Raw genomic sequence first — 19922 nt, 5'->3', positions numbered from 1 at the left:
CCGGGGCGTGTGACCCGGCTCACTTTTCAAAAACCTAGCAGGTACGCGGTTTTCGGCTCTACCGTGACCGTGCCGATCCGCCCGGTCCCGTGCTCCAGGAGCCCCGCCATGAACGCGACGCCCGATTACAAAGACGCAGCACTGCCCGTGGGCCGCCGCGTGGAGGACCTGCTCTCCCGGATGACCCTGGAGGAGAAGGCCGGCCAGCTCTTCCACTCGATGCTGATGATGAACGCGGACGGCACCCCGGTCACCGAGACCGACGGCTCGATGCTCCCCTTCACCACGCCCGAGCTGATCGAGGACCGCTTCCTCACCCACTTCAACCTGCTCGGCACCTACGGGCCCCGCGAGATGGCCCGGTGGCAGAACGCCGTCCAGGAGATGGCCGCGGCCACCCGCCTCGGCATCCCGGTCACCCTCTCCACCGACCCGCGGCACACCTTCACCGACAACATCGGCGCCTCCTTCAACTCCGGCGCCTTCTCCGCCTGGCCGGAGGCCCTGGGCCTGGCCGCCATCGGCGACCCCGAGCTGGTCCACCGCTTCGCCGACACCGTCCGCCGCGAGTACCTCGCCGTCGGCTTCCGCGTCGCCCTGCACCCGCAGATCGACCTGGCCAGCGAGCCCCGCTGGGCCCGCCAGTCCGGCACCTTCGGCTCCGACGCCCGGCTGACGGGCGAGCTCGTGGCGGCGTACGTACGGGGCCTGCAGGGCCCGGCCCTCGGCCCCGGGTCGGTGTCCGCGATGGTCAAGCACTTCCCCGGCGGCGGCCCGCAGAAAAACGGCGAGGACCCGCACTTCGCGCACGGCAAGGAGCAGGTCTACCCGGGCGGCATGCGCGAGCACCACCTGGAGCCGTTCAGGGCCGCGATCGCCGCCGGATGCGCGCAGATGATGCCGTACTACGGCCAGCCGATCGGCACGGACTGGGAGGAGGTCGGCTTCGGCTTCAACAAGGACGTGGTCACCGGCCTGCTCCGCGAGGAGCTCGGCTTCGACGGCATCGTCTGCGCCGACTGGGGGCTGCTCAACGACGCGACGATCTTCGGGCAGGTGCACCCGGCGCGCGCCTGGGGCCTGGAGCACCTGAGCGTGGCCGAGCGGGCGGCGCGCGGCCTGGAGGCCGGCTGCGACCAGTTCGGCGGCGAGCAGTGCCCCGAGGTGATCGTGGAGCTGGTCCGCTCGGGCCGCGTCGCGGAGTCCCGGATCGACGAGTCGGTACGCCGCCTGCTGCGGGAGAAGTTCACGCTCGGCCTGTTCGAGGACCCGTACGTGGACCCGGACGCGGCGGCCGAGATCGTCGGCCGGTCCGACTTCACGGCCCTGGGGGCCGCGGCCCAGCGCCGCTCCCTCACCGTCCTGACCAACCCGGACGGGCTGCTCCCGCTCACCGCGGGGCCGAAGCTGTACGTGCGGAACGTGGACGCGGCCGTCGCCGCCGGGTACGGCGAGGTCGTCGGCGACCCGGCGGACGCGGATCTCGCCGTACTGCGGCTGCGTACCCCGTACGAGCCGCGGGAGAACATTTTCGAGTCCTACTTCCACTCGGGTTCACTGGCCTTCCCCGAGCCCGAGCTCGCGGAGATCCTGGCTCTCCTGGACCGGGTCCCGACCCTGGTCTGCATCAACCTGGAGCGGGCCGCCGTCATCCCGGAGATCGCCGAGCGCGCGGCGGCCCTGGTCGCCGACTACGGGGCCTGCGACGCCGCGCTGCTGGACGTCGCCTTCGGGCGCGCCGCCCCCGAGGGCCGCCTCCCCTTCGAGCTCCCGCGTTCGATGAAGGCCGTCGAGGCCTCCCGTCCGGATGTGCCGAACGACACGCTCGACCCGGTCTTCCCGCACGGCCACGGGCTGCCCCTCCAGCGGCCCCGGGCAACGCCCGAGCACCCCCCGAGCACCCTCCGGGCCCCTTCCCAGGAGCCGCTCGGAGGCCAGGAACGGCGAGGCACCTGACCGGTCTCGCCCGCCGGGTGCCGGTCCCGTGGGGGGACCGGCACCCGGTATCACATATTCCGCTTACTGTGGTCCCGTACATATGCCATGTCCGAACCCCACGTAGCCGCAGGCCGACGCCTCCTCTACGCTGCCTCCCATTCACGCGGGATCTTCAGGGGCGGACATGGAACAGACACACACCACCCATCAGAGCGCCGCGGCGACACCGGGCGCCCAGCGGCGTGTGCTGGTCGTCGAGGACGACCACACCATCGCCGAGGCCATCGCGGCCCGCCTGCGCGCGGAGGGCTTCCAGGTGCAGACCGCCGGCGACGGCCCCTCGGCCGTCGCGGCGGCCGAGAGCTGGCTGCCGGAGCTGCTGGTCCTCGACATCATGCTGCCCGGCTTCGACGGCCTGGAGGTCTGCCGCCGGGTCCAGGCGCAGCGGCCCGTGCCGGTCCTCATGCTCACGGCGCGTGACGACGAGACCGACCTGCTCGTCGGGCTCGGGGTCGGCGCGGACGACTACATGACCAAGCCGTTCTCGATGCGCGAGCTGGCCGCCCGGGTCCACGTCCTGCTGCGGCGCGTGGAGCGGGCCACCATGGCCGCGCACACCCCGCGCGGGGCCACCCTGCGCCTGGGCGATCTGGAGATCGACCACGCACAGCGCCGGGTCCGGGTGCACACCGAGGACGTACACCTGACCCCCACCGAGTTCGACCTGCTGGTGTGCCTGGCCGGGACCCCGCGGGCGGTGCTCTCCCGGGAGCAGCTGCTGGCCGAGGTGTGGGACTGGGCCGACGCGTCCGGGACCCGTACCGTCGACAGCCACATCAAGGCCCTGCGCCGCAAGATCGGGGCGGAGCGGATCCGTACGGTCCACGGCGTCGGGTACGCCCTGGAGACCCCGGCCCAGGCATGAGCGGCCCGCCGATCCGGCAGCGGCAGCGGCCTCCTGCGGGGCTGCGGCCCTTCTCGCCCTTCTCGATCAAGACCAAGCTGGGCACGCTCGTGGTGGTCTCGGTCTTCATCACGACGGGCCTGCTGCTGGTGGCCCTGCGGACCGACACCGAGCTGCGCTTCATCACGGTCTTCTCGGTGATCGCCTCGATGCTGATCACCCAGTTCGTGGCGCACAGCCTGACGGCGCCGCTGGACGACATGACGACGGTGGCCCGGGCGATATCCCACGGCGACTTCACCCGGCGGGTCCGCGGGGCGGGGCGCCGCGACGAGCTGGGCGACCTGGCCTCCACCATCAATCTGATGGCGGACGACCTGGAGGCCGTGGACCGGCACCGCAAGGAGCTCGTCGCCAATGTCTCGCACGAGCTGCGCACGCCCATCGCGGCGCTGCGGGCCGTGCTGGAGAACGTGGTGGACGGGGTCTCGGCCGCCGATCCGGAGACCATGCGCACGATGCTGAAGCAGACCGAGCGGCTCGGCGGGCTCGTGGAGACCCTGCTGGACCTGTCCCGGGTCGACAACGGCGTGGTCCCGCTGCGCGCCCGCCGCTTCGAGGTGTGGCCGTACCTGTCGGGCGTGCTGAAGGAATCGCGGCTGGCGGCCGCCGGCCGGCCGGGGCTCCTCTCCGGTTCGGGCGGGCACACCCGCAACGACGTGCACCTGCACCTGGACGTCTTCCCGCCCGAGCTGTGGGCGCACGCGGACGCCGAGCGGCTTCACCAGGTGGTCGCAAATCTGATCGACAACGCGGTCAAGCACAGCCCTCCGCACGGCCGGGTCACGGTCCGCGCCCGGACCGGCGACGCGCCCGGAAGCCTGGTGCTGGAGGTGCGCGACGAGGGCCCGGGCATCCCCGAGGCGGAGCGCCACCGCGTCTTCGAGCGGTTCAACCGGGGCAGCGCGCGCGGCGGCGACGGAGGAACCGGACTGGGCCTGGCGATCGCCCGCTGGGCCGTGGAGCTGCACGGGGGCCGGATCGGAGTGGCCGAATCGTCACGCGGCTGCCGCATCCTCGTCACGCTTCCGGGCAGCTCATAGGTCTCGTGTTGACGTAGGGTTCGAGTGGGAAGGACATGATCTCGGCCACACGAACCGGGGTCCGTCAGGGGTGCGAAGCCATGGGGGCCGCAACCTCGGTGCCCCCTACCCGAACCAGGCTCGTTTCCCGCCATTCCACGTGATGAAACCCGCCGTTCGATGTGACCTGCGCGACGTAAGTCCCGCCCGGCCTGCATGCAGCGCCCGAGGAGGCGTAGCCTTTATTCCCGCTGTCCATACCTTGTGAAGCGGAAGAGGGCGGTTGCCGCCGTGTCGCCACAGTCCCCCAGTAACTCGAGCACCACGACCGAAGCAGCAGAGGGCGGGAAGAACCCTGCCTCAGGCTTCGGTGCCAATGAGTGGCTCGTCGACGAGATCTATCAGCAGTACCTCCAGGACCCGAACTCGGTCGACCGGGCCTGGTGGGACTTCTTCGCCGACTACAAGCCGGGGGGCGCTGTCGCTCCGGTGAAGTCGGACGGTCCCGAGAAGCCCGCGACGACGGACGGCGCCTCCGCACAGGCCGCCACCACCGTCACCGCGGCGCCGCAGGTCGCCGACGCCGCCGCCACGGGGGCGGCGCGCGCCGCAGCCCCTGCCCCAACACCCGGTGCGAGCGCCGGCTCCCCTGGAGCGGCTGCCGCCGCGCCAGCTTCTGCGCCTGTGTCAGCTCCTGCCCCTGCTCCTGCCACCCCCTCTGGTGCCCCTGCTGTGACTGTCACCTCCCAGGCCCCGGCCGCCGCACCGGCCGCGCCCGCCCCCTCCGCCGTAGCCCCCCAGAAGGCCGCGCCCGCCACCGAGGCCCCCGCGGGCCCCGAGCTGGTGACGCTCCGCGGCCCGGCGGCTGCCGTCGCCAAGAACATGAACGCCTCCCTCGACGTGCCGACGGCCACCTCCGTCCGCGCCGTCCCGGTGAAGCTGCTGTTCGACAACCGCATCGTCATCAACAACCACCTCAAGCGCGCCCGGGGCGGGAAGATCTCCTTCACGCACCTGATCGGCTACGCGATGGTGCAGGCCATCAAGGCCATGCCGTCGATGAACTACTCCTTCGCGGAGAAGGACGGCAAGCCGACCCTGGTCAAGCCCGACCACGTGAACTTCGGCCTCGCCATCGACCTGGTGAAGCCCAACGGCGACCGCCAGCTCGTCGTCGCCGGCATCAAGAAGGCCGAGACCCTCAACTTCTTCGAGTTCTGGCAGGCCTACGAGGACATCGTCCGCCGCGCCCGCGTCGGCAAGCTGACGATGGACGACTTCACCGGCGTGACGTGCTCCCTCACCAACCCCGGCGGCCTGGGCACCGTCCACTCCGTGCCCCGCCTGATGCCCGGACAGTCGGTCATCATGGGCGTCGGCTCCATGGACTACCCCGCCGAGTTCCAGGGCACCTCGCAGGACACCCTGAACAAGCTGGGCATCTCCAAGGTCATGACCCTGACCTCGACCTACGACCACCGGGTCATCCAGGGTGCGGCCTCCGGCGAGTTCCTGCGCATCGTCGCGAACCTGCTGCTCGGCGAGGACGGCTTCTACGACGCCGTCTTCGAGTCGCTGCGCATCCCGTACGAGCCCGTCCGCTGGAACCGGGACATCGACGCCTCGCACGACGACGACGTCACGAAGGCCGCCCGCGTCTTCGAGCTGATCCACTCCTACCGGGTCCGCGGCCACGTCATGGCCGACACCGACCCGCTGGAGTACAAGCAGCGCAAGCACCCCGACCTCGACATCACCGAGCACGGCCTCACCCTGTGGGACCTGGAGCGCGAGTTCGCGGTCGGCGGCTTCTCCGGCAAGTCGATGATGAAGCTCCGCGACATCCTCGGCGTGCTGCGCGACTCGTACTGCCGCACCACCGGCGTCGAGTTCATGCACATCCAGGACCCCAAGCAGCGCCGCTGGATCCAGGACCGCATCGAGCGCCCGCACTCCAAGCCGGAGCGCGAGGAGCAGCTGCGCATCCTGCGCCGCCTGAACGCGGCGGAGGCCTTCGAGACCTTCCTGCAGACGAAGTACGTCGGCCAGAAGCGCTTCTCCCTGGAGGGCGGCGAGTCCGTCATCCCGCTGCTCGACGCCGTCATCGACTCGGCCGCCGAGGCACGCCTCGAAGAGGTCGTCATCGGCATGGCCCACCGCGGCCGCCTGAACGTCCTGGCGAACATCGTCGGCAAGTCGTACGCGCAGATCTTCCGCGAGTTCGAGGGCAACCTCGACCCGAAGTCCATGCACGGCTCCGGCGACGTCAAGTACCACCTGGGCGCCGAGGGCACCTTCACCGGCCTGGACGGCGAGCAGATCAAGGTCTCGCTCGTCGCGAACCCCTCGCACCTGGAGGCGGTCGACCCGGTCCTGGAGGGTGTCGCCCGCGCCAAGCAGGACGTCATCAACAAGGGCGGCACGGACTTCACGGTCCTCCCGCTCGCGCTCCACGGCGACGCGGCCTTCGCGGGCCAGGGCGTCGTCGCCGAGACGCTGAACATGTCGCAGCTGCGCGGCTACCGCACCGGCGGCACCGTGCACGTGGTCATCAACAACCAGGTCGGCTTCACCGCCGCCCCGGAGTCCTCGCGTTCCTCGATGTACGCGACCGACGTGGCCCGCATGATCGAGGCGCCGATCTTCCACGTGAACGGCGACGACCCCGAGGCCGTCGTCCGCGTGGCCCGGCTGGCCTTCGAGTTCCGCCAGGCGTTCAACAAGGACGTGGTCATCGACCTCATCTGCTACCGCCGCCGCGGCCACAACGAGTCCGACAACCCGGCCTTCACGCAGCCGCTGATGTACGACCTGATCGACAAGAAGCGCTCGGTGCGCAAGCTCTACACCGAGTCCCTCATCGGTCGCGGCGACATCACGCTGGAAGAGGCCGAGCAGGCGCTCCAGGACTTCCAGGGCCAGCTGGAGAAGGTCTTCGCGGAGGTCCGCGAGGCCGCCACGCAGCCCGCGGTCGCCGCGCCGGCCGCCCCGGCCCCGTCCGCCGACTTCCCGGTCGCCGTGAACACCGCGATCTCCCAGGACGTCGTCAAGCGGATCGCCGAGTCCCAGGTCACCATCCCCGAGGGCGTCACCGTCCACCCGCGCCTGCTGCCGCAGCTGCAGCGCCGCGCGGCGATGATCGACGAGGGCACCATCGACTGGGGCATGGGCGAGACCCTCGCCTTCGGCTCGCTGCTGATGGAGGGCACCCCGGTCCGGCTGTCCGGCCAGGACTCCCGCCGCGGCACCTTCGGCCAGCGCCACGCGGTCCTCATCGACCGGGAAACGGGCGAGGACTACACCCCGCTCCTCTACCTGTCGGAGGACCAGGCCCGCTACAACGTCTACGACTCGCTGCTCTCCGAGTACGCGGCCATGGGCTTCGAGTACGGCTACTCGCTGGCCCGTCCGGACGCGCTGGTCCTCTGGGAGGCCCAGTTCGGTGACTTCGTCAACGGCGCGCAGACCGTCGTCGACGAGTTCATCTCCTCGGCCGAGCAGAAGTGGGGCCAGACCTCCGGCGTCACGCTGCTCCTCCCGCACGGCTACGAGGGCCAGGGCCCGGACCACTCGTCCGCGCGTCCCGAGCGCTTCCTCCAGATGTGCGCGCAGGACAACATGACGGTGGCCATGCCCACCCTGCCCTCGAACTACTTCCACCTGCTGCGCTGGCAGGTCCACAACCCGCACCACAAGCCGCTCATCGTCTTCACCCCGAAGTCGATGCTGCGTCTGAAGGCGGCGGCGTCGAAGGCGGAGGAGTTCACGACCGGTTCGTTCCGTCCGGTCATCGGTGACACCACGGTGGACGCGAACGCGGTCCGCAAGGTCGTCTTCTGCGCCGGCAAGGTCTACTACGACCTGGAGGCCGAGCGCGAGAAGCGCGGCATCACGGACACCGCGATCATCCGCATCGAGCGGCTGTACCCGCTGGCGGGCGCGGAACTCCAGGCGGAAATCGCCAAGTTCCCGAACGCGGCGAAGTACATCTGGGCCCAGGAGGAGCCGGCGAACCAGGGTGCGTGGCCGTTCATCGCGCTGAACCTGATCGACCACCTCGACCTGGCGGTCGGCGCGGACGTCCCGTCGGGCGAGCGCCTGCGGCGCATCTCGCGCCCGCACGGCTCGTCGCCGGCGGTGGGCTCCGCGAAGCGCCACCAGGCGGAGCAGCAGCTCCTGCTGAACGAGGTCTTCGAGGCGTAACCCCGCCCCGATCCCGGCAGTACGGAAGGCCCGGCCCCTCACGGGGGCCGGGCCTTCCGGCTGTCGTGGCCCCGGGCGGCCGATGATCTTACCGATTCATGACGCCCCCCTCTTGGGACGCCCACAAGTCCCCTGCCGCCTCTAGCGTGTTCGTACATCACCGAGTCCGACCGGACGGCGCGCGCCGCATCCGCTACCGGTTGTCTCCGACGAACCCGAAATCTCATGAGAAAGCAGGATGATGACGGTCGAGACGCTTCCCCTCTGCGCCTACCCGGAGTGCACCAACCACCCCGAGGCGCCGACGCCCGGCAACCCCGAGCCCGCGTACTGCGCCCACCCGGATCACAACGCGCTGGGGGCGTTCCGCAGGTTCCGAGCCAAGCGGCAGCAGCGCAAGGACGAGAAACGCCGGGCGGCCGAGGTCAAGAAGACGGGCAAGGACGGATCCGGCGCCCGCGCCGACCTCGTGGCGCTCATCTCCCAGCTGTCCACGGACCTGCCGGGCTACATCGAGGAGCTCGCGATCATCACGGACTCGGCCGCGGCCGAGGAGCGCATCAGGGCGGTGACCGAGGCCGCGGCCCAGCGGGCCCTGGACGCCGAAGGGCGCACCGCGCTGGCGGAGGAGGCCGCGGACATGGCCATCGCCCAACTGGACGTGGCCAGGCACCGGTTCGAGGTGGAGGCGGACGAGATCCGCCAGGCGTCCGCGCAGCAGGTGGCCGACGTGCAGTTCGTGCGGGCCGAGCTGGAGCGCTACCGCGAGCGGGTCGCCCAGCTGGAGGAGCGACTCGACAGGATGCGCGAGGAGGCGGACGCGGCCCGCCGGGAGCGCGGGGAGCTCGCACGGCAGCCGTGAATCACCGATCCGGGACACGGAAAGTTGAATGCGGAACCGCCGCCATTGCAGACGGGCGTATCGGGCGATCGCGAATTGCGCCGATATAAGGCGGCGACGGGAATTGCACGCACCCTTCTCGGCCATCCATTGCGGCACGGAAATACCACCACCGGAGGAAACGATGTCTCGAACCATGAAGCGGACCACCAAGCTGGCCACCGTCGCCGGGATGGTGGCAGCCGTCAGTGCGGGAATGGTCGTGACCGCACCTGCGAGTCAGGCGGCTCCGGTCGCGGCCTTCCGCCTCAGCAATTTCTCGGCGACCATCGCGAACATCTGCGTCCACACGGACATCGCAACACAATGCTCCGGAAACATGGCGGCAGGAAAGAGCGAGGTTTGGAAGGTGGCGTACAAGGGGCCGCGCAAGTGGTACTGCACTTCGACCGCGAAGGGACTGACCGGCACCGCCAGCACCCCTTACTTCAGCCGCGATGACGTCAAGGAATGCGCGGAGGTCGGCAACATTTTCGGAGCCAGCATCCAGCTCAAGTAACAAGAGCCGGGGGCACCCCGGGTGCGCCGTCCTGTCAAGTCACGGGCTTGCGGGACATGACCGGGACGGGCGCCGGCGGGCGTACTGGAGGTGTGACCCCGCGGCGCTGACCGCGGGGCCACCGACCCAGTCGGTCCACACCTTCGAGGAGCCCACCATGTCCTACGACGTCCACACCCCGGCCGCCACCCGACCGAAGCGCCGCATCGCGCGCTTCGTCATACCCGTCGCCTCGGTCGCCTTCATCTCCGGAGCCGTCGCGCTGCCTGCATCGGCGGCGATCGGCCACCCACCCCGTGCCACGGTCGGCGTCCGCACCGAAGACAGCAACCCCAACCGCCAGCCCGGCGGGGGTGCGTACGGGCCGAACACGTGTAAACCCGGCTACGTCTGGCGGGACAGCTACGACGGCGACACCCTGTGCGTCACTCCGGGGGAACGCCAGCGCGTCCACGACGCCAACCCCAACCGCCAGCCCGGCGGCGGCGTCTACGGACCGAGCACGTGCAAGCAGGGCTACGTCTGGCGGGACAGCTACGACGGCGACACCCTGTGCGTCACCCCGGAGGAACGCCAGCGCGTCCACGACGCCAACCCCAACCGCCAGCCCGGCGGCGGCGTCTACGGACCGAGCACGTGCAAGCAGGGCTACGTCTGGCGCGAGAAGTGGGAGGGCGACACCCAGTGCGTCACGCCCGCGGAACGCGACCGGGCCAAGGGGAGCCAGGCCAGGACGATCGACGACGGCCCCAACCTCATCGGGATCCCCGGCCTGTAGCCCTTGAGGGTTGTTCCCGTGCACCGGACGGGAGCAACCCCACCACGACGCCCGTAGGCTGGCCGAGTGATTCGGACCGTCGTTCTGGACATCGGTGAGACCCTCACCCGAGACGACCGCTACTGGGCCGCATGGGCGGACTGGCTCGGCGTACCCAGGCACACCCTCTCCGCGCTGGTGGGTGCCGTGGTCGTGGACGGCCGGGACAACGCGGACGCGATCCGACTCCTGCGCCCGGGCATCGACATCGCCGCCGAATACGCCGCCCGGGACGCCGCGGGGCTCGGCGAACGGCTCGACGAGAGGGACCTGTACGAGGACGTCCGTCCGGCCCTGACAGCACTCCGGGCCACCGGACTACGGGTGATCGTCGCGGGCAACCAGAGCCCCCGGGCCGGTGACCTGCTGCGCGCGCTCGACCTCCCTGCAGACCTCGTCGTCACCTCGGGCGAGTGGGGCGTGTCCAAGCCGGCGCGCGCCTTCTTCGAACAGGTGCTGGCGGTGTCCGGCAGCCCCGCCGCCGAAACCCTGTACGTGGGTGACCACCCGGCCAACGACGTCCACCCCGCGCGAGCCGCAGGACTGCGCACGGCCCACATCCGGCGCGGCCCCTGGGGCCACTGGTGGGCGGACGCCCCCGAGGTCCGGGCCGCCGCAGACTGGTCGATCGACTCCCTCACCGAACTGCCGGACATCGTCGGTCAGTAGGGAACGGGTGCCCGTTCGCGGGACGCCCACTGCTCCGCACGGTACCGTCCGGCCATGGCCGAACACATCGGGCAGCGCATCGCCGCTCGGCGGCGAGCTCGACGCATGGCACAAGCCGACCTCGCTCGCGAAGCCCACGTCTCAGTCCCGATGATCAAAGGCTGTGAACGAGGCGTCCGTTCACCCGGCCCGTCCACGCTGGAAGCGATCGCCGCAGCTCTCGGCGTGGACGCATCCCGCCTCGATCCGGCCTACATCGGTACCGGCCGCCGCGTGCACGCCGCACTCCCGGCGATCTCTGCGGCGATCGCCGGATACGAGTTCATGCCGGACGCAGCCGGCAGGCCACTGGGCCAGTTGCGGAACGACATCTCTATTGCTGTCGGCTGTCGGCTTTCGCCTCGCAGCCCAGTACGGCCTGATCGCGGCGCAGGGCCCCAAACTTCTCGGAGACGCGCTGGCGTACCTGCACTCGGCCGCCGGCAGCCAGAGAGAGGAAGCCGCGCGCCTCGTCGTGGCGGCAGCGCGGACCGTTGATGCCGTGGCCTAGAAATTCGGCGCTCACGATCTCTCGGCCCGGCTGATCGACGTGATGCGGTGGGCGGCCGGCCACTCCAATGACCCTGACCTGACGGCCTGCGTCGCTTACGTATGGGCTGAGACCTTCCTTGCCGCCCGCGCGCACCGGGTCGGTCAGCTCGTACGGGAGCCCGACAGAGCCTTCGACTGCCTCAAGGAAGCCCGCATGCACGCGGCGCAACATGTGCGCGAGCACCCGTGGGCCCGAGAGGACATCGGGAAGATCCGCCGCCTCAAGCGGGCTGCCGCCAGCTCACTGACGTCCTACGCCGAGTGGATCGGAGCGATCTGAGCAACCCCTGGCAGGGATACAGCCTGCATCCCTTGCGGCACTCGTAGCGGAACACCATCTGTCTGCCCGCACACCGACAGATGGGAGGGCTCGTGACTCAGCATGTCGAACGCCCCAAGCCGGACCACCCCTGGCAGATCACGCACTGCCCGCGCCGACTCGGCGAACAGGAAACCCTGCACGGGCCGCCGCCGTGTACGCGATGTCGCGTCCGGCGCCGAAGGACTGCTGATGGCCGTGATCAACGAGGACGTGTCGGACTCCGTCCACCCGCACTGGATGGAACTGGCCTACATCCGAGCCGCCTCGGGTCGCGAGTTCACCACCGCGGTAGGCAACGTCGAGCCGGCCGAATGACCAACCCCGGTGGTGTCGTCGCTCATCGCTGCGTGCGGCGGGTGAGGCGGGCGGCGGCGAGGTGGAGCACGTTGTCGTTGGGGGTCCGGGGTGGGCTGCCGAGAGTGGCGGCGTGGCTGCGGAGCAACGAGATCAGGTGCCGGCCGGCCGACGGGGCTTCGGTGGGGTCGCCTCGGTCGAGGGCGGCGGTGAGCATGTCGGCGAGCTCGCGGGTGTGGTGGGCGAGGGCGTCGGCGGCGAGTCGGGCGGCTTCGGCCGGGCGGTGGCGGCGGGTGAGCTGCTGGGTGAGGGTGGCGAAGGCTTCCCCGGGCGGGGCGGGGAGGAGCTGTTCGGTGTCGAGCTCGTCGGCGAGGCGGCGCAGCATGGCGGCGGCGGTGGCGCGCGGGAGGTTGGAGCGGACGTCGGCGGGGCCCTGGTTCGGGAGGGTGACGATCAGGCGGTGGGTGTCGAGGGAAGCGAGGGTGACGGCGTCGGGTGTGCGGGTCACGGGGGTGGGGCTCCTGTCCGGGGTCGAGGTACTGCTCACGCGCGTGGGGGCGGCTTCCTCGCGGTGAACGACGACGCGGGTTCCGCGGTCGCGGGTGGCGGCGGCGTTCCGGCGGCCCGGCGCCGTACGGGTCAGGTCAGGAGCAGGCGTGGAACGCGGCGGCTGCGGCACCTCCCGGGGCTGCCGACGACAGTCGGCCAGTGGGACGCCTGGACCGACCTGCAAGCCCACGCGCGGGCGCTCGTGCAGAGCATGACCGACCCTGTGGGCAGGGCGGTGCAGACCGCGATGTTCTCCGACGCCGGCCGACTGCCGGAAGTCGCCAAGGCGAGGCGAGGCGGCGGATCTTCGCCGACCGGTTCCGGCGGGCCGAGCCCGTCATCGCGCGCGCCGTCGAACGGGGCGGACTCCCGGCCGACACCGATCCGGTCGAGCTGATCAGAACTCTGGTCGCCCCGATCCACTTCCGCTTGCCGGTCAGCGCCGATCCGGTGGAGGAAGGCACCGCCGAGCAGGCCGTGCGGATCACGCCCGCGGCCGCCCGCGCCGGCGCCCTGGCCCGGGGCTCCGCCGTAGCCGTCGAGGCGACCGAAGAGGACGCCGGTCAGGCGTGAGGGCGGCGTGCAGCGCCGCGAGAGGGGTGGGCCGCACCTGAACGTCAGCTCCGCGACCCGCTTGGCGCGCCAGGCTCCACAACCCGTGCACGAGACCGGACGGCCGTGCGCCGCCGTCGTCGAGGAGCGCGTAGCGATCTGGCGCGTCCAGGCCGCCTGACAGGCCGCCAGGTCCATCCGGCCGCCGTGTGACGGAGCTTCGGCCGCGCCAGACCCGGGATCCGATGCGGATGGGCCCCGCCTCGGGACCCGCCCCTCGGGCATCCGCCCGCGCATCGCCGATGTCCCCGGGGGGCTCTTGTCGCCCGGCCCGTTCCTTCGGGGGCTTCCCGGCAGTCTTCGACTTTCCGGGGCGGGACGGTCGGTCAAGGGTGGCCGGAGGCCATCACGCAGTGACGCGACGAAGGAGCGCCCTTGAGGGATCGGCCCGCCCCGGAGAGACGATGAGACTGACGGGAAGCCCCCATCCGCCTCCTTGATGCCGCCCGAGCGGCTCCCGCACCCACGCCCCACCCTCGCGGGACAGCCCGGCCGGGCCGGACCTCGCCACCGCCCGACCCCGCCCGGCAGGCCATCGCTGCCCCGCCCCGCCGCCGAGGGAGGCGGGTGGGCAGCCGCCGCCCCGGAGCGGTGGGGCCGAGGGGGTGAAGGCCCCGCACACGTAGGCCCCGTACCGCCCCTCCCTACGGCTGTGGCTCGAAGTCCCAGTACGGTCTGGTCTGTTGCTTCGCCGAGATCGTGTGGACGTGCTGGGCCCCCAGGGTGCGGGTGAGGCCCTTGATGCCGGCGTCCTCGTGTTTCGCCGCCTCCTCGTACTCCCGTACCGACCGGAGGTCCGCGGCCAGGGCGATCTGGGCGCTCAGGGCCATCGGGTGGTCCGGGCCCAGGACCCGCTCCGCCGTGCGCAGCGTGTCCCGGCTCAGGTCCAGCGCGTCCTCCAGCCGCCCGGTGATGTTGCGGTGCCCGGTGGCGTTCAGGGCGCAGCCCAGCGTCCAGGGGTGCCGGTCGCCGAGTGCGCCCCGCATGCCGACCAGCGCCTGCTCCGCCAGCGAGAGGGCCGCCGCGCGCTCCCCCTGGGCCCGGAGCACGAGGCCGAGGTTGCCGACCGTGCCGATGCTGTACGGGTGGGCGAGGCCGAGCTGGGACTGGTAGCCGCGGACCACGTCCTCGGAGATCCGGCGGGCCTCGCCGATGTCCCCGTACTCCCTGAGGTAGGTGGCGTAGTCGGAGGCGACCATCAGGGTCCACGGGTAGTCGACCCCGAAGACCCGGGTGGCCCGCTCCCACACGGTCCGCAGCCGCAGGCCCGCGCCGGGGATGTCGCCGGAGCGGCGCAGGCACATCCCGAGGTTGTGCTCGGCGCGCAGGGTCTGGGGGTGTTCCAGGCCCAGCACCTGGGTGTTGATCTTCACGCCCTGTTCCTGCCGGGTCTGGGCCTCGTGGTAGCGGCCCATCAGCCGCAGTCCCATGGCGCAGGCGATCCCGGAGGACAGGGTGGAGATGTGGTGGGTCCGCAGGACCCGTTCGCGGCGGCGCAGGGTGTCCAGGTCGAGGTCGTAGGCGTCCTGGTAGCGGCCGAGGAGGCGGTAGGTGGCGGCCAGGTTGTTCTGGGCGGCGAGGGTGGTGGAGTCGTCCTCGCCGAGCAGTTCGCGGTAGGTGGCCAGGCAGTGCTCGAAGATCTCCCGGGCCGGTTCGAAGCGGGCGATGCACAGCAGGACCCCGCCGTACGAGCTGGTGGCGCGCAGGGTTTCCAGGTCGCGGTCGCCGCGTTCCCCGGCGAGCCGGTCGGCGCGGGCGCGGGTGAGGGTCTCGGCGCGCCGGAACAGGCCGAGGTTGCGCAGGGCTTCGCCGTACTGGTAGCTGAGTTCGCGGACCTTGGGGTGGTCCTCGCCGAGCAGGGCCCGCCAGATCAGGTCGGTCTCCTCGGACAGGCGCAGGCAGGTGCGGTACTCCCCGGCGAGGATCAGGTAGCGCAGGCAGTGCAGCAGGAAGTTCTGGATGCGCGGGTTGCTGCTGGTGAGCACGCCGGAGGTGGCCAGGTGCGGGATGAGTTCGGCGTACCGGGGCCACAGGCGGGAGTCCGAGGGCCGGCCCGGGTCGGCGGCGGCTAGTACCTGGCGTACGGCGCGGGCCAGGGGCTCGGCCTCCGCCTCGGAGAGGTCCTCGCGGACGATGCCGTGGACCATGCGGTGCAGCTGTACGGTTTCCAGCCCGCTGCCGCCTTCCTCCACGGCCAGGTCGGAGTACTCCAGCCGGACGACGGAGAACTGGACGAGTTTGTTGAGGGCGGCGTTCCACCGGATCTGGTCGTTGATCAGCCCGGCGAGCTGTTCGGGCACGTCGTCGGCGGGGAATTCGCGCAGCAGGCGCAGCGGCACCGGGCCGGGGGCGAAGAAGACGAACAGCCGGAGCAGGGCGAGGGCGTCGGGGAAGTTCTCCCGGACGTTGTTGAGCAGTATGGCGAGGGCGGTGGGGAAGGGCAGGGGGTAGTCCTCGGAGACCGTGACGGCCTCGCGCGAGTCCATCCGGTGCTGGAGCAGGACGAGGTAGTCGCCGACCGGCAGCGGGGAGTCGGCGAGCCAGCCGGCGGTCTGGTCGAGGGCGAGCGGGTAGTCCTCCAGGGCCTCGGCGAGCTGGTCGGCCTCGTCGGCGGTCAGGCGCAGGGCCCGGCGGCGGATGAAGGTGATCGACTCGGGGCGGGCGTAGAGCGGGACCTCGACGAGGCTGGTGTGCCGGGCGGCCCACTCGCGGTTGCGCGAGGTGATGATCACGTCGCCCGCGCCGGAGGGCAGCAGGTCGATCAGGTCGTCCGGGTTGTCGCAGCCGTCGAAGACCATCAGCCAGCGGCCGTACGGGTTCCCGCGCCGCAGCGCTTCGAGTACGGCCCGGATCTGCTCGCCGTAGCTGCCGGCGCCGCGCGGCAGCCCGAGCGCGGGGGCCAGGTCGGCGAGGCGTTCGCGCAGGGTGGGCCGGTCCTCGGCGGGGACCCACCACACGATGTCGTACTCGGAGGCGAAGCGGTAGGCGTACTCGGTGGCGACCTGGGTCTTGCCGACGCCGGAGAGCCCGAGGAGGGTGACGGTGGACGCGCCGGGCGGGGCGTCGGTCAGTGCCTCGCGCAGGTTGCCGATGACGTCGTTGCGGCCGGTGAAGCGCGGGTTGCGGCGCGGGACGCGGCCCCAGATCTCCGGCGGGTCGTTGGGGAAGCGCGGCCCGCGGCGGCCGGTCTCGGTGCCGATCCGGTCGGTGGGCAGCTCCAGGCGGCGCAGCACGCGGTACTCGGCCTCGTACGCGTCCAGGCCCCACAGGTCGGTCTTCTCCAGCACGGCGACGGCGCTGGGCAGCGGGGCGTCGGTGAGGCAGACCGCCGCGAACCGGTCGGGGTGGCGGTCGGTGACGGCGCGCAGGGCGGTGTTCCACTGCTCGTCGGTGTGGGTGCCGGCGGAGAAGTAGCGCTCGCTGAGGACGAGGAGGACCCGGCTGCCCGAGCGGGCCAGGTCGTCCAGGGCCTGGTCGATGCCGGGACTGTTCTGCGGGTCCCAGCGCTGGAGGGCGACGCGGTGGCCGTGCTCCTCCAGGCGGTGCGCGATCCACACCGCCCAGGGGCGGTTGAATCCCGCGAAGCTGATGACGAATCGCTGTGGCTGGGGCGGCTGGGGCGGCTGCTGCGCCGCCGGTTCACGGTCCTGGCGACTACCGGTGGTCATCGGGCCGTCTCCCTGGAATCCGGGCGGTGGACGGGCTTGAAAGGTACCGCAGCGGACGGTCCGTCAGCCTTGTGCGAACGGCGCGAGTTCGGGGTGTGCCTCGCACCAGGCGCGGCGTTCGCGGTCGACGGCTCGGCGGGCCGCGGTGTGCTGGTCGCCGGGCGGCGGCAGGTCGTCCATGGCGCGTTCGGCGGCTCCCATCGCGTCGGTGAACTCCCGTCCGGCGGCGGTCAGTAGCTCGTGCGCCCGCAGGGTGGGCAGGACGGCGGCCACCTGGGCGCGGATCCGGGCGTGCTGGGCCCAGGCGCCGCGGGCCCCGTAGAGGGCGGCGCGCTGCCAGTACCCGGCGAGGGCCAGGTGGGCGTAGGCGCCGTGCAGCAGGCCCTCCAGGGGGCGGGGGTCGCTGCGCCAGGGGGCCCAGTGGCGGGGCGTGTGGTCGGCGGTGTGCAGGGTCAGGACGTCGGTGAGGGCGCTCAGTTTGCCGTGCTGGACCTCGTGGACGAGGGTCGCGGCGAGCGCGGGCGGGGCCTGGGCGCGGGCGAGTACGGAGCCGGCGGCCGCGGGGAGGGTGGCACCGCTGGAGCGGGAGCCGCCGGCCAGCGGCACGAGGGAGCGCAGCAGTTGGACGGTCTCCTCGGCGCGGCCGGTGTCGTAGCGCTGGAGCAGGGTGAGCGCGCCGGACCACTGGGTGTCCCACCGCTTGTGGCCCTTGGGGGTGAGCCGGCGGGCGGGGCGGACCGGGGCGGGCTGCGCGGGGCCGGGCGCCCGGTAGGGGTCGAGGTCGTCGAGGGCGGTCCGGCCGCCGGGCAGAGCGTGCAGGGGCACGGTGGCGGGGTGGTCGGGGTCCCAGGAGCGTTCGCAGAGGGCGAGCGGGCCGGGGCGGTCCGGGCGCAGCAGTCCGAGGGTGGGCAGTACGAGCCGGCCGTGCAGGGGCCGCAGGGTGTGGCTGAAGGGGATCCCGGCGCGCAGGGCGGCGGCGACGGCGAGGGCCCCGAGGTGTCCGAGGTCGGGCGCGGGTCCGCACGGGGCGTGCAGCCGGCGCAGGGTCTCCTCGGCCCACACCCCGGTGGCCGGGTAGTGCAGTACGTCGCGCACGGCGCCCGCGTCGCGGCGCTCGGCCTCCTCCAGCAGGGCCCAGTGGTCGGCGGTCTCCCCGGACCGGCCGCCGGGGGCGGCGTCGAGGACCGCGCGCAGCAGGAGCAGGCGTTTGGAGCGGCGCACGTCGCGGACCAGGCGGGTGCCCTCCGGGGAGGGTTCGGTGGAGGCGAGGGCGCGCAGGGTGGGCGGGGGGACGCTGAAGGCGGTGAGGGCGTCGGTCATGAGGCGACCGCCGGGGGCTGGACGGCGGGGGCTTGGACGGCGGGACCCTGGGCGGCGGGACCTTGGGCGGCAGGTGCTTGGGCGGAGCGGGTTCCGGTCGCGGGAGCATGGGTCGCGGGGGCTTGGGCGGCGGTCTGCGCGGCCCGCTGGACGGCGGCGGCGATGTGCCGGATCAGGGGCTGGAGGTCGGCGCAGTACACGGACGGCCGGCGGAAGCCCTCGCCGGCGCGGTAGCGGTGCGGGTAATGCCCTCCGCCGCACACGTCGACCAGCTCGCAGGCGCGGCACCGCGCGGCGAGCGCGTCCCGGCCGAGCTGGCGGGCGGCGAACCCGGGGTGGTCGAGGAGCTGGTCGAAGCTGTGGGTGTCGAGGGTCATCCCGGTCGCGGCGGCCCCCTCGTACGCGGATTTCAGCGAGTCGGCCTGTTCGATGGAGCCGTCGGTCTCGATCACGGCGGTGGCGGCGGGCGTGAGCCCGAGGGTCTCGGTGGTGGTGGGCAGGCCGAGCAACAGGGCGATGATCTCCTCGAAGAGCCGGATCCGGGTGCGCCGTACGCCGTCGTGCCACCAGCGCTCGAAGACGGCGAGGAGCCAGTCCGCGTAGGGGGTCCGGCCCGGGTGGTGGCCGGGGGGCGGATCGCTCCAGTTCGCGAGCGGCAGGAGCAGCCCGATGCTGGGCGGGGCGAAGGCGAGCAGGGACTCGTAGGTCTCCACCGGGTCGTGGTCGAGATCGACGACGCAGAGCACTCCGGCGTAGCTCTGCGGATGGCGGGCCAGCAGCCGCAGGCCGCGGGCGGCGGACGCGAAGCCGGGCCGTCCGGCGTGGTCCACCCGGCGGGTGTTGTGCGCGGGCAGCCCGCCGTCGAGGCTGACGCCGACGCGGATCCCGGCGGCGGCCAGGGCGGCGATGCGGCCGCGGGTGAGCAGGGTGCCGTTGGTCTGGACGGTGGCGGTGACCCGGGTGCGCGGGGCGGCCCCGGCCACGGCGGCCCGGACGGCGTCGACGGGCGCGGCCAGTCGGGCGGGGGCGGTGAGCAGCGGTTCGCCGCCGTGCAGGACGAGGTCGATCCGGGGCAGGTCGTGGGCGGCGGCGTGCTCGGCGATCCGCTGCGCGGCGCGGGCGGTGGTGGCCGGGGTCATGGCGGTCGGCTGGTCGCGCCAGCCCTGGTCGGCCATCTCGTAGACGTAGCAGTAGGTGCAGGCGAGGTTGCAGCGGCTGCGGGTCTTGAGGACGAACTGGCGGATCGGGTGGGGCCGGTGGCCGGCGGCCCGCGCGGCGGCCACGTCGAGCCGGGTGTGGGGCCAGGGCGCGTACCGGGCGTGGCGCAGCCGCTGGGCGGCCAGCGCGGCGTCGCCGTACGGGGCGGGACCCGCGTCGGCGTGCGCGGCCGGGGCGGGAGGTGCGGCCGCGTCGGCGTGCGCGGCCGGAGCGGGAGGTGCGGTCGGAGCGGGGGGCGCGGTCGGGTCGGGGCCGTCGGGTGCGGGCAGCGGGGTTCCGCTCGTGGCCGCTCGCCGCATCGCCGCACCTCCCTCCCCCGGCAACAACCGCCCGGG

The 19922-nt window shown here is 72.3% G+C and carries 16 protein-coding genes and 1 pseudogene; 12 read left to right on the top strand and 5 right to left on the bottom strand.

Annotated elements, in window-relative coordinates:
* Positions 1 to 108 precede the first annotated feature (108 nt).
* From JYK04_RS28190 to JYK04_RS42170, 9 genes and pseudogenes are all read left to right on the top strand, one after another.
* The gene (locus JYK04_RS28190) at positions 109 to 1956 is read left to right on the top strand and encodes a glycoside hydrolase family 3 protein (RefSeq protein WP_189748457.1); all 1848 of its coding nucleotides are present in this window, start codon (positions 109 to 111) and stop codon (positions 1954 to 1956) included.
* A 166-nt stretch (positions 1957 to 2122) separates the two neighbouring features.
* Positions 2123 to 2863: a response regulator transcription factor gene (locus tag JYK04_RS28185; protein ID WP_030011297.1), complete on the top strand. Its 741-nt coding sequence runs from the start codon at positions 2123 to 2125 to the stop codon at positions 2861 to 2863.
* The gene (locus JYK04_RS28180) at positions 2860 to 3945 is read left to right on the top strand and encodes a HAMP domain-containing sensor histidine kinase (protein WP_189748454.1); all 1086 of its coding nucleotides are present in this window, start codon (positions 2860 to 2862) and stop codon (positions 3943 to 3945) included. The genes JYK04_RS28185 and JYK04_RS28180 overlap by 4 nt, the downstream gene beginning before the upstream one ends.
* A 270-nt stretch (positions 3946 to 4215) precedes the next feature.
* Complete coding sequence (locus JYK04_RS28175; RefSeq protein WP_189748451.1) at positions 4216 to 8127, top strand: multifunctional oxoglutarate decarboxylase/oxoglutarate dehydrogenase thiamine pyrophosphate-binding subunit/dihydrolipoyllysine-residue succinyltransferase subunit; 3912 nt, start codon at positions 4216 to 4218, stop codon at positions 8125 to 8127.
* A gap of 238 nt (positions 8128 to 8365) precedes the next feature.
* Complete coding sequence (locus tag JYK04_RS28170) at positions 8366 to 8989, top strand: hypothetical protein (RefSeq protein WP_202186087.1); 624 nt, start codon at positions 8366 to 8368, stop codon at positions 8987 to 8989.
* Positions 8990 to 9164: 175 nt separating this feature from the next.
* A complete protein-coding gene (locus JYK04_RS28165) occupies positions 9165 to 9527 on the top strand; it encodes a hypothetical protein (RefSeq protein ID WP_189748445.1) in 363 nt (120 codons plus the stop codon).
* Between the two features lie 157 nt (positions 9528 to 9684).
* Entirely contained in the window at positions 9685 to 10305 is a 621-nt protein-coding gene (locus tag JYK04_RS28160; RefSeq protein ID WP_189748442.1) for a hypothetical protein, read from the top strand.
* A 66-nt stretch (positions 10306 to 10371) separates the two neighbouring features.
* Complete coding sequence (locus JYK04_RS28155) at positions 10372 to 11013, top strand: HAD family hydrolase (RefSeq protein WP_189748438.1); 642 nt, start codon at positions 10372 to 10374, stop codon at positions 11011 to 11013.
* A 54-nt stretch (positions 11014 to 11067) separates the two neighbouring features.
* Positions 11068 to 11199, top strand: a pseudogene (locus tag JYK04_RS42170) (transcriptional regulator); the annotation flags it as partial.
* Positions 11200 to 11386: 187 nt separating this feature from the next.
* Here the strand turns inward: JYK04_RS42170 and JYK04_RS42165 are convergent.
* Positions 11387 to 11764: a hypothetical protein gene (locus tag JYK04_RS42165; protein ID WP_308431153.1), complete on the bottom strand. Its 378-nt coding sequence runs from the start codon at positions 11762 to 11764 to the stop codon at positions 11387 to 11389.
* Between JYK04_RS42165 and JYK04_RS42160 the strand changes: the two genes are divergently transcribed.
* Positions 11759 to 11884, top strand: a complete 126-nt coding sequence (locus tag JYK04_RS42160; protein WP_308431152.1) for a hypothetical protein — start codon at positions 11759 to 11761, stop codon at positions 11882 to 11884. The genes JYK04_RS42165 and JYK04_RS42160 overlap by 6 nt on opposite strands.
* A gap of 231 nt (positions 11885 to 12115) precedes the next feature.
* Positions 12116 to 12241 (top strand): hypothetical protein, encoded by a 126-nt coding sequence (locus JYK04_RS41440; protein WP_373297552.1) that lies wholly within the window; start codon positions 12116 to 12118, stop codon positions 12239 to 12241.
* A 22-nt stretch (positions 12242 to 12263) separates the two neighbouring features.
* Here JYK04_RS41440 and JYK04_RS28145 read toward each other — a convergent pair whose 3' ends face one another.
* Positions 12264 to 12728 (bottom strand): hypothetical protein, encoded by a 465-nt coding sequence (locus tag JYK04_RS28145; RefSeq protein WP_202186086.1) that lies wholly within the window; start codon positions 12726 to 12728, stop codon positions 12264 to 12266.
* Positions 12729 to 12928: 200 nt separating this feature from the next.
* Here JYK04_RS28145 and JYK04_RS28140 point away from each other — a divergent pair, with 200 nt between their 5' ends.
* The gene (locus tag JYK04_RS28140) at positions 12929 to 13342 is read left to right on the top strand and encodes a TetR-like C-terminal domain-containing protein (protein ID WP_189732519.1); all 414 of its coding nucleotides are present in this window, start codon (positions 12929 to 12931) and stop codon (positions 13340 to 13342) included.
* A 683-nt stretch (positions 13343 to 14025) separates the two neighbouring features.
* On the opposite strand, the gene fxsT is transcribed toward JYK04_RS28140, so the two are convergent.
* From fxsT to JYK04_RS28125, 3 genes are all read right to left on the bottom strand, one after another.
* Positions 14026 to 17049 carry an FxSxx-COOH system tetratricopeptide repeat protein gene (gene fxsT / locus JYK04_RS28135; protein WP_189732521.1) on the bottom strand — a complete coding sequence of 1008 codons (3024 nt, stop codon included), beginning with the start codon at positions 17047 to 17049 and terminating at the stop codon, positions 14026 to 14028.
* Positions 17050 to 17112: 63 nt separating this feature from the next.
* Entirely contained in the window at positions 17113 to 18369 is a 1257-nt protein-coding gene (locus JYK04_RS28130) for an aKG-HExxH-type peptide beta-hydroxylase (RefSeq protein WP_189732523.1), read from the bottom strand.
* Positions 18366 to 19886, bottom strand: a complete 1521-nt coding sequence (locus tag JYK04_RS28125; RefSeq protein ID WP_229874948.1) for an FxsB family cyclophane-forming radical SAM/SPASM peptide maturase — start codon at positions 19884 to 19886, stop codon at positions 18366 to 18368. The genes JYK04_RS28130 and JYK04_RS28125 overlap by 4 nt, the downstream gene beginning before the upstream one ends.
* Positions 19887 to 19922 lie beyond the last annotated feature (36 nt).

It is taken from the genome of Streptomyces nojiriensis (assembly GCF_017639205.1).
GTDB classification, from domain to species: domain Bacteria; phylum Actinomycetota; class Actinomycetes; order Streptomycetales; family Streptomycetaceae; genus Streptomyces; species Streptomyces nojiriensis.
This window is presented reverse-complemented; position numbering and strand designations above follow the sequence as displayed.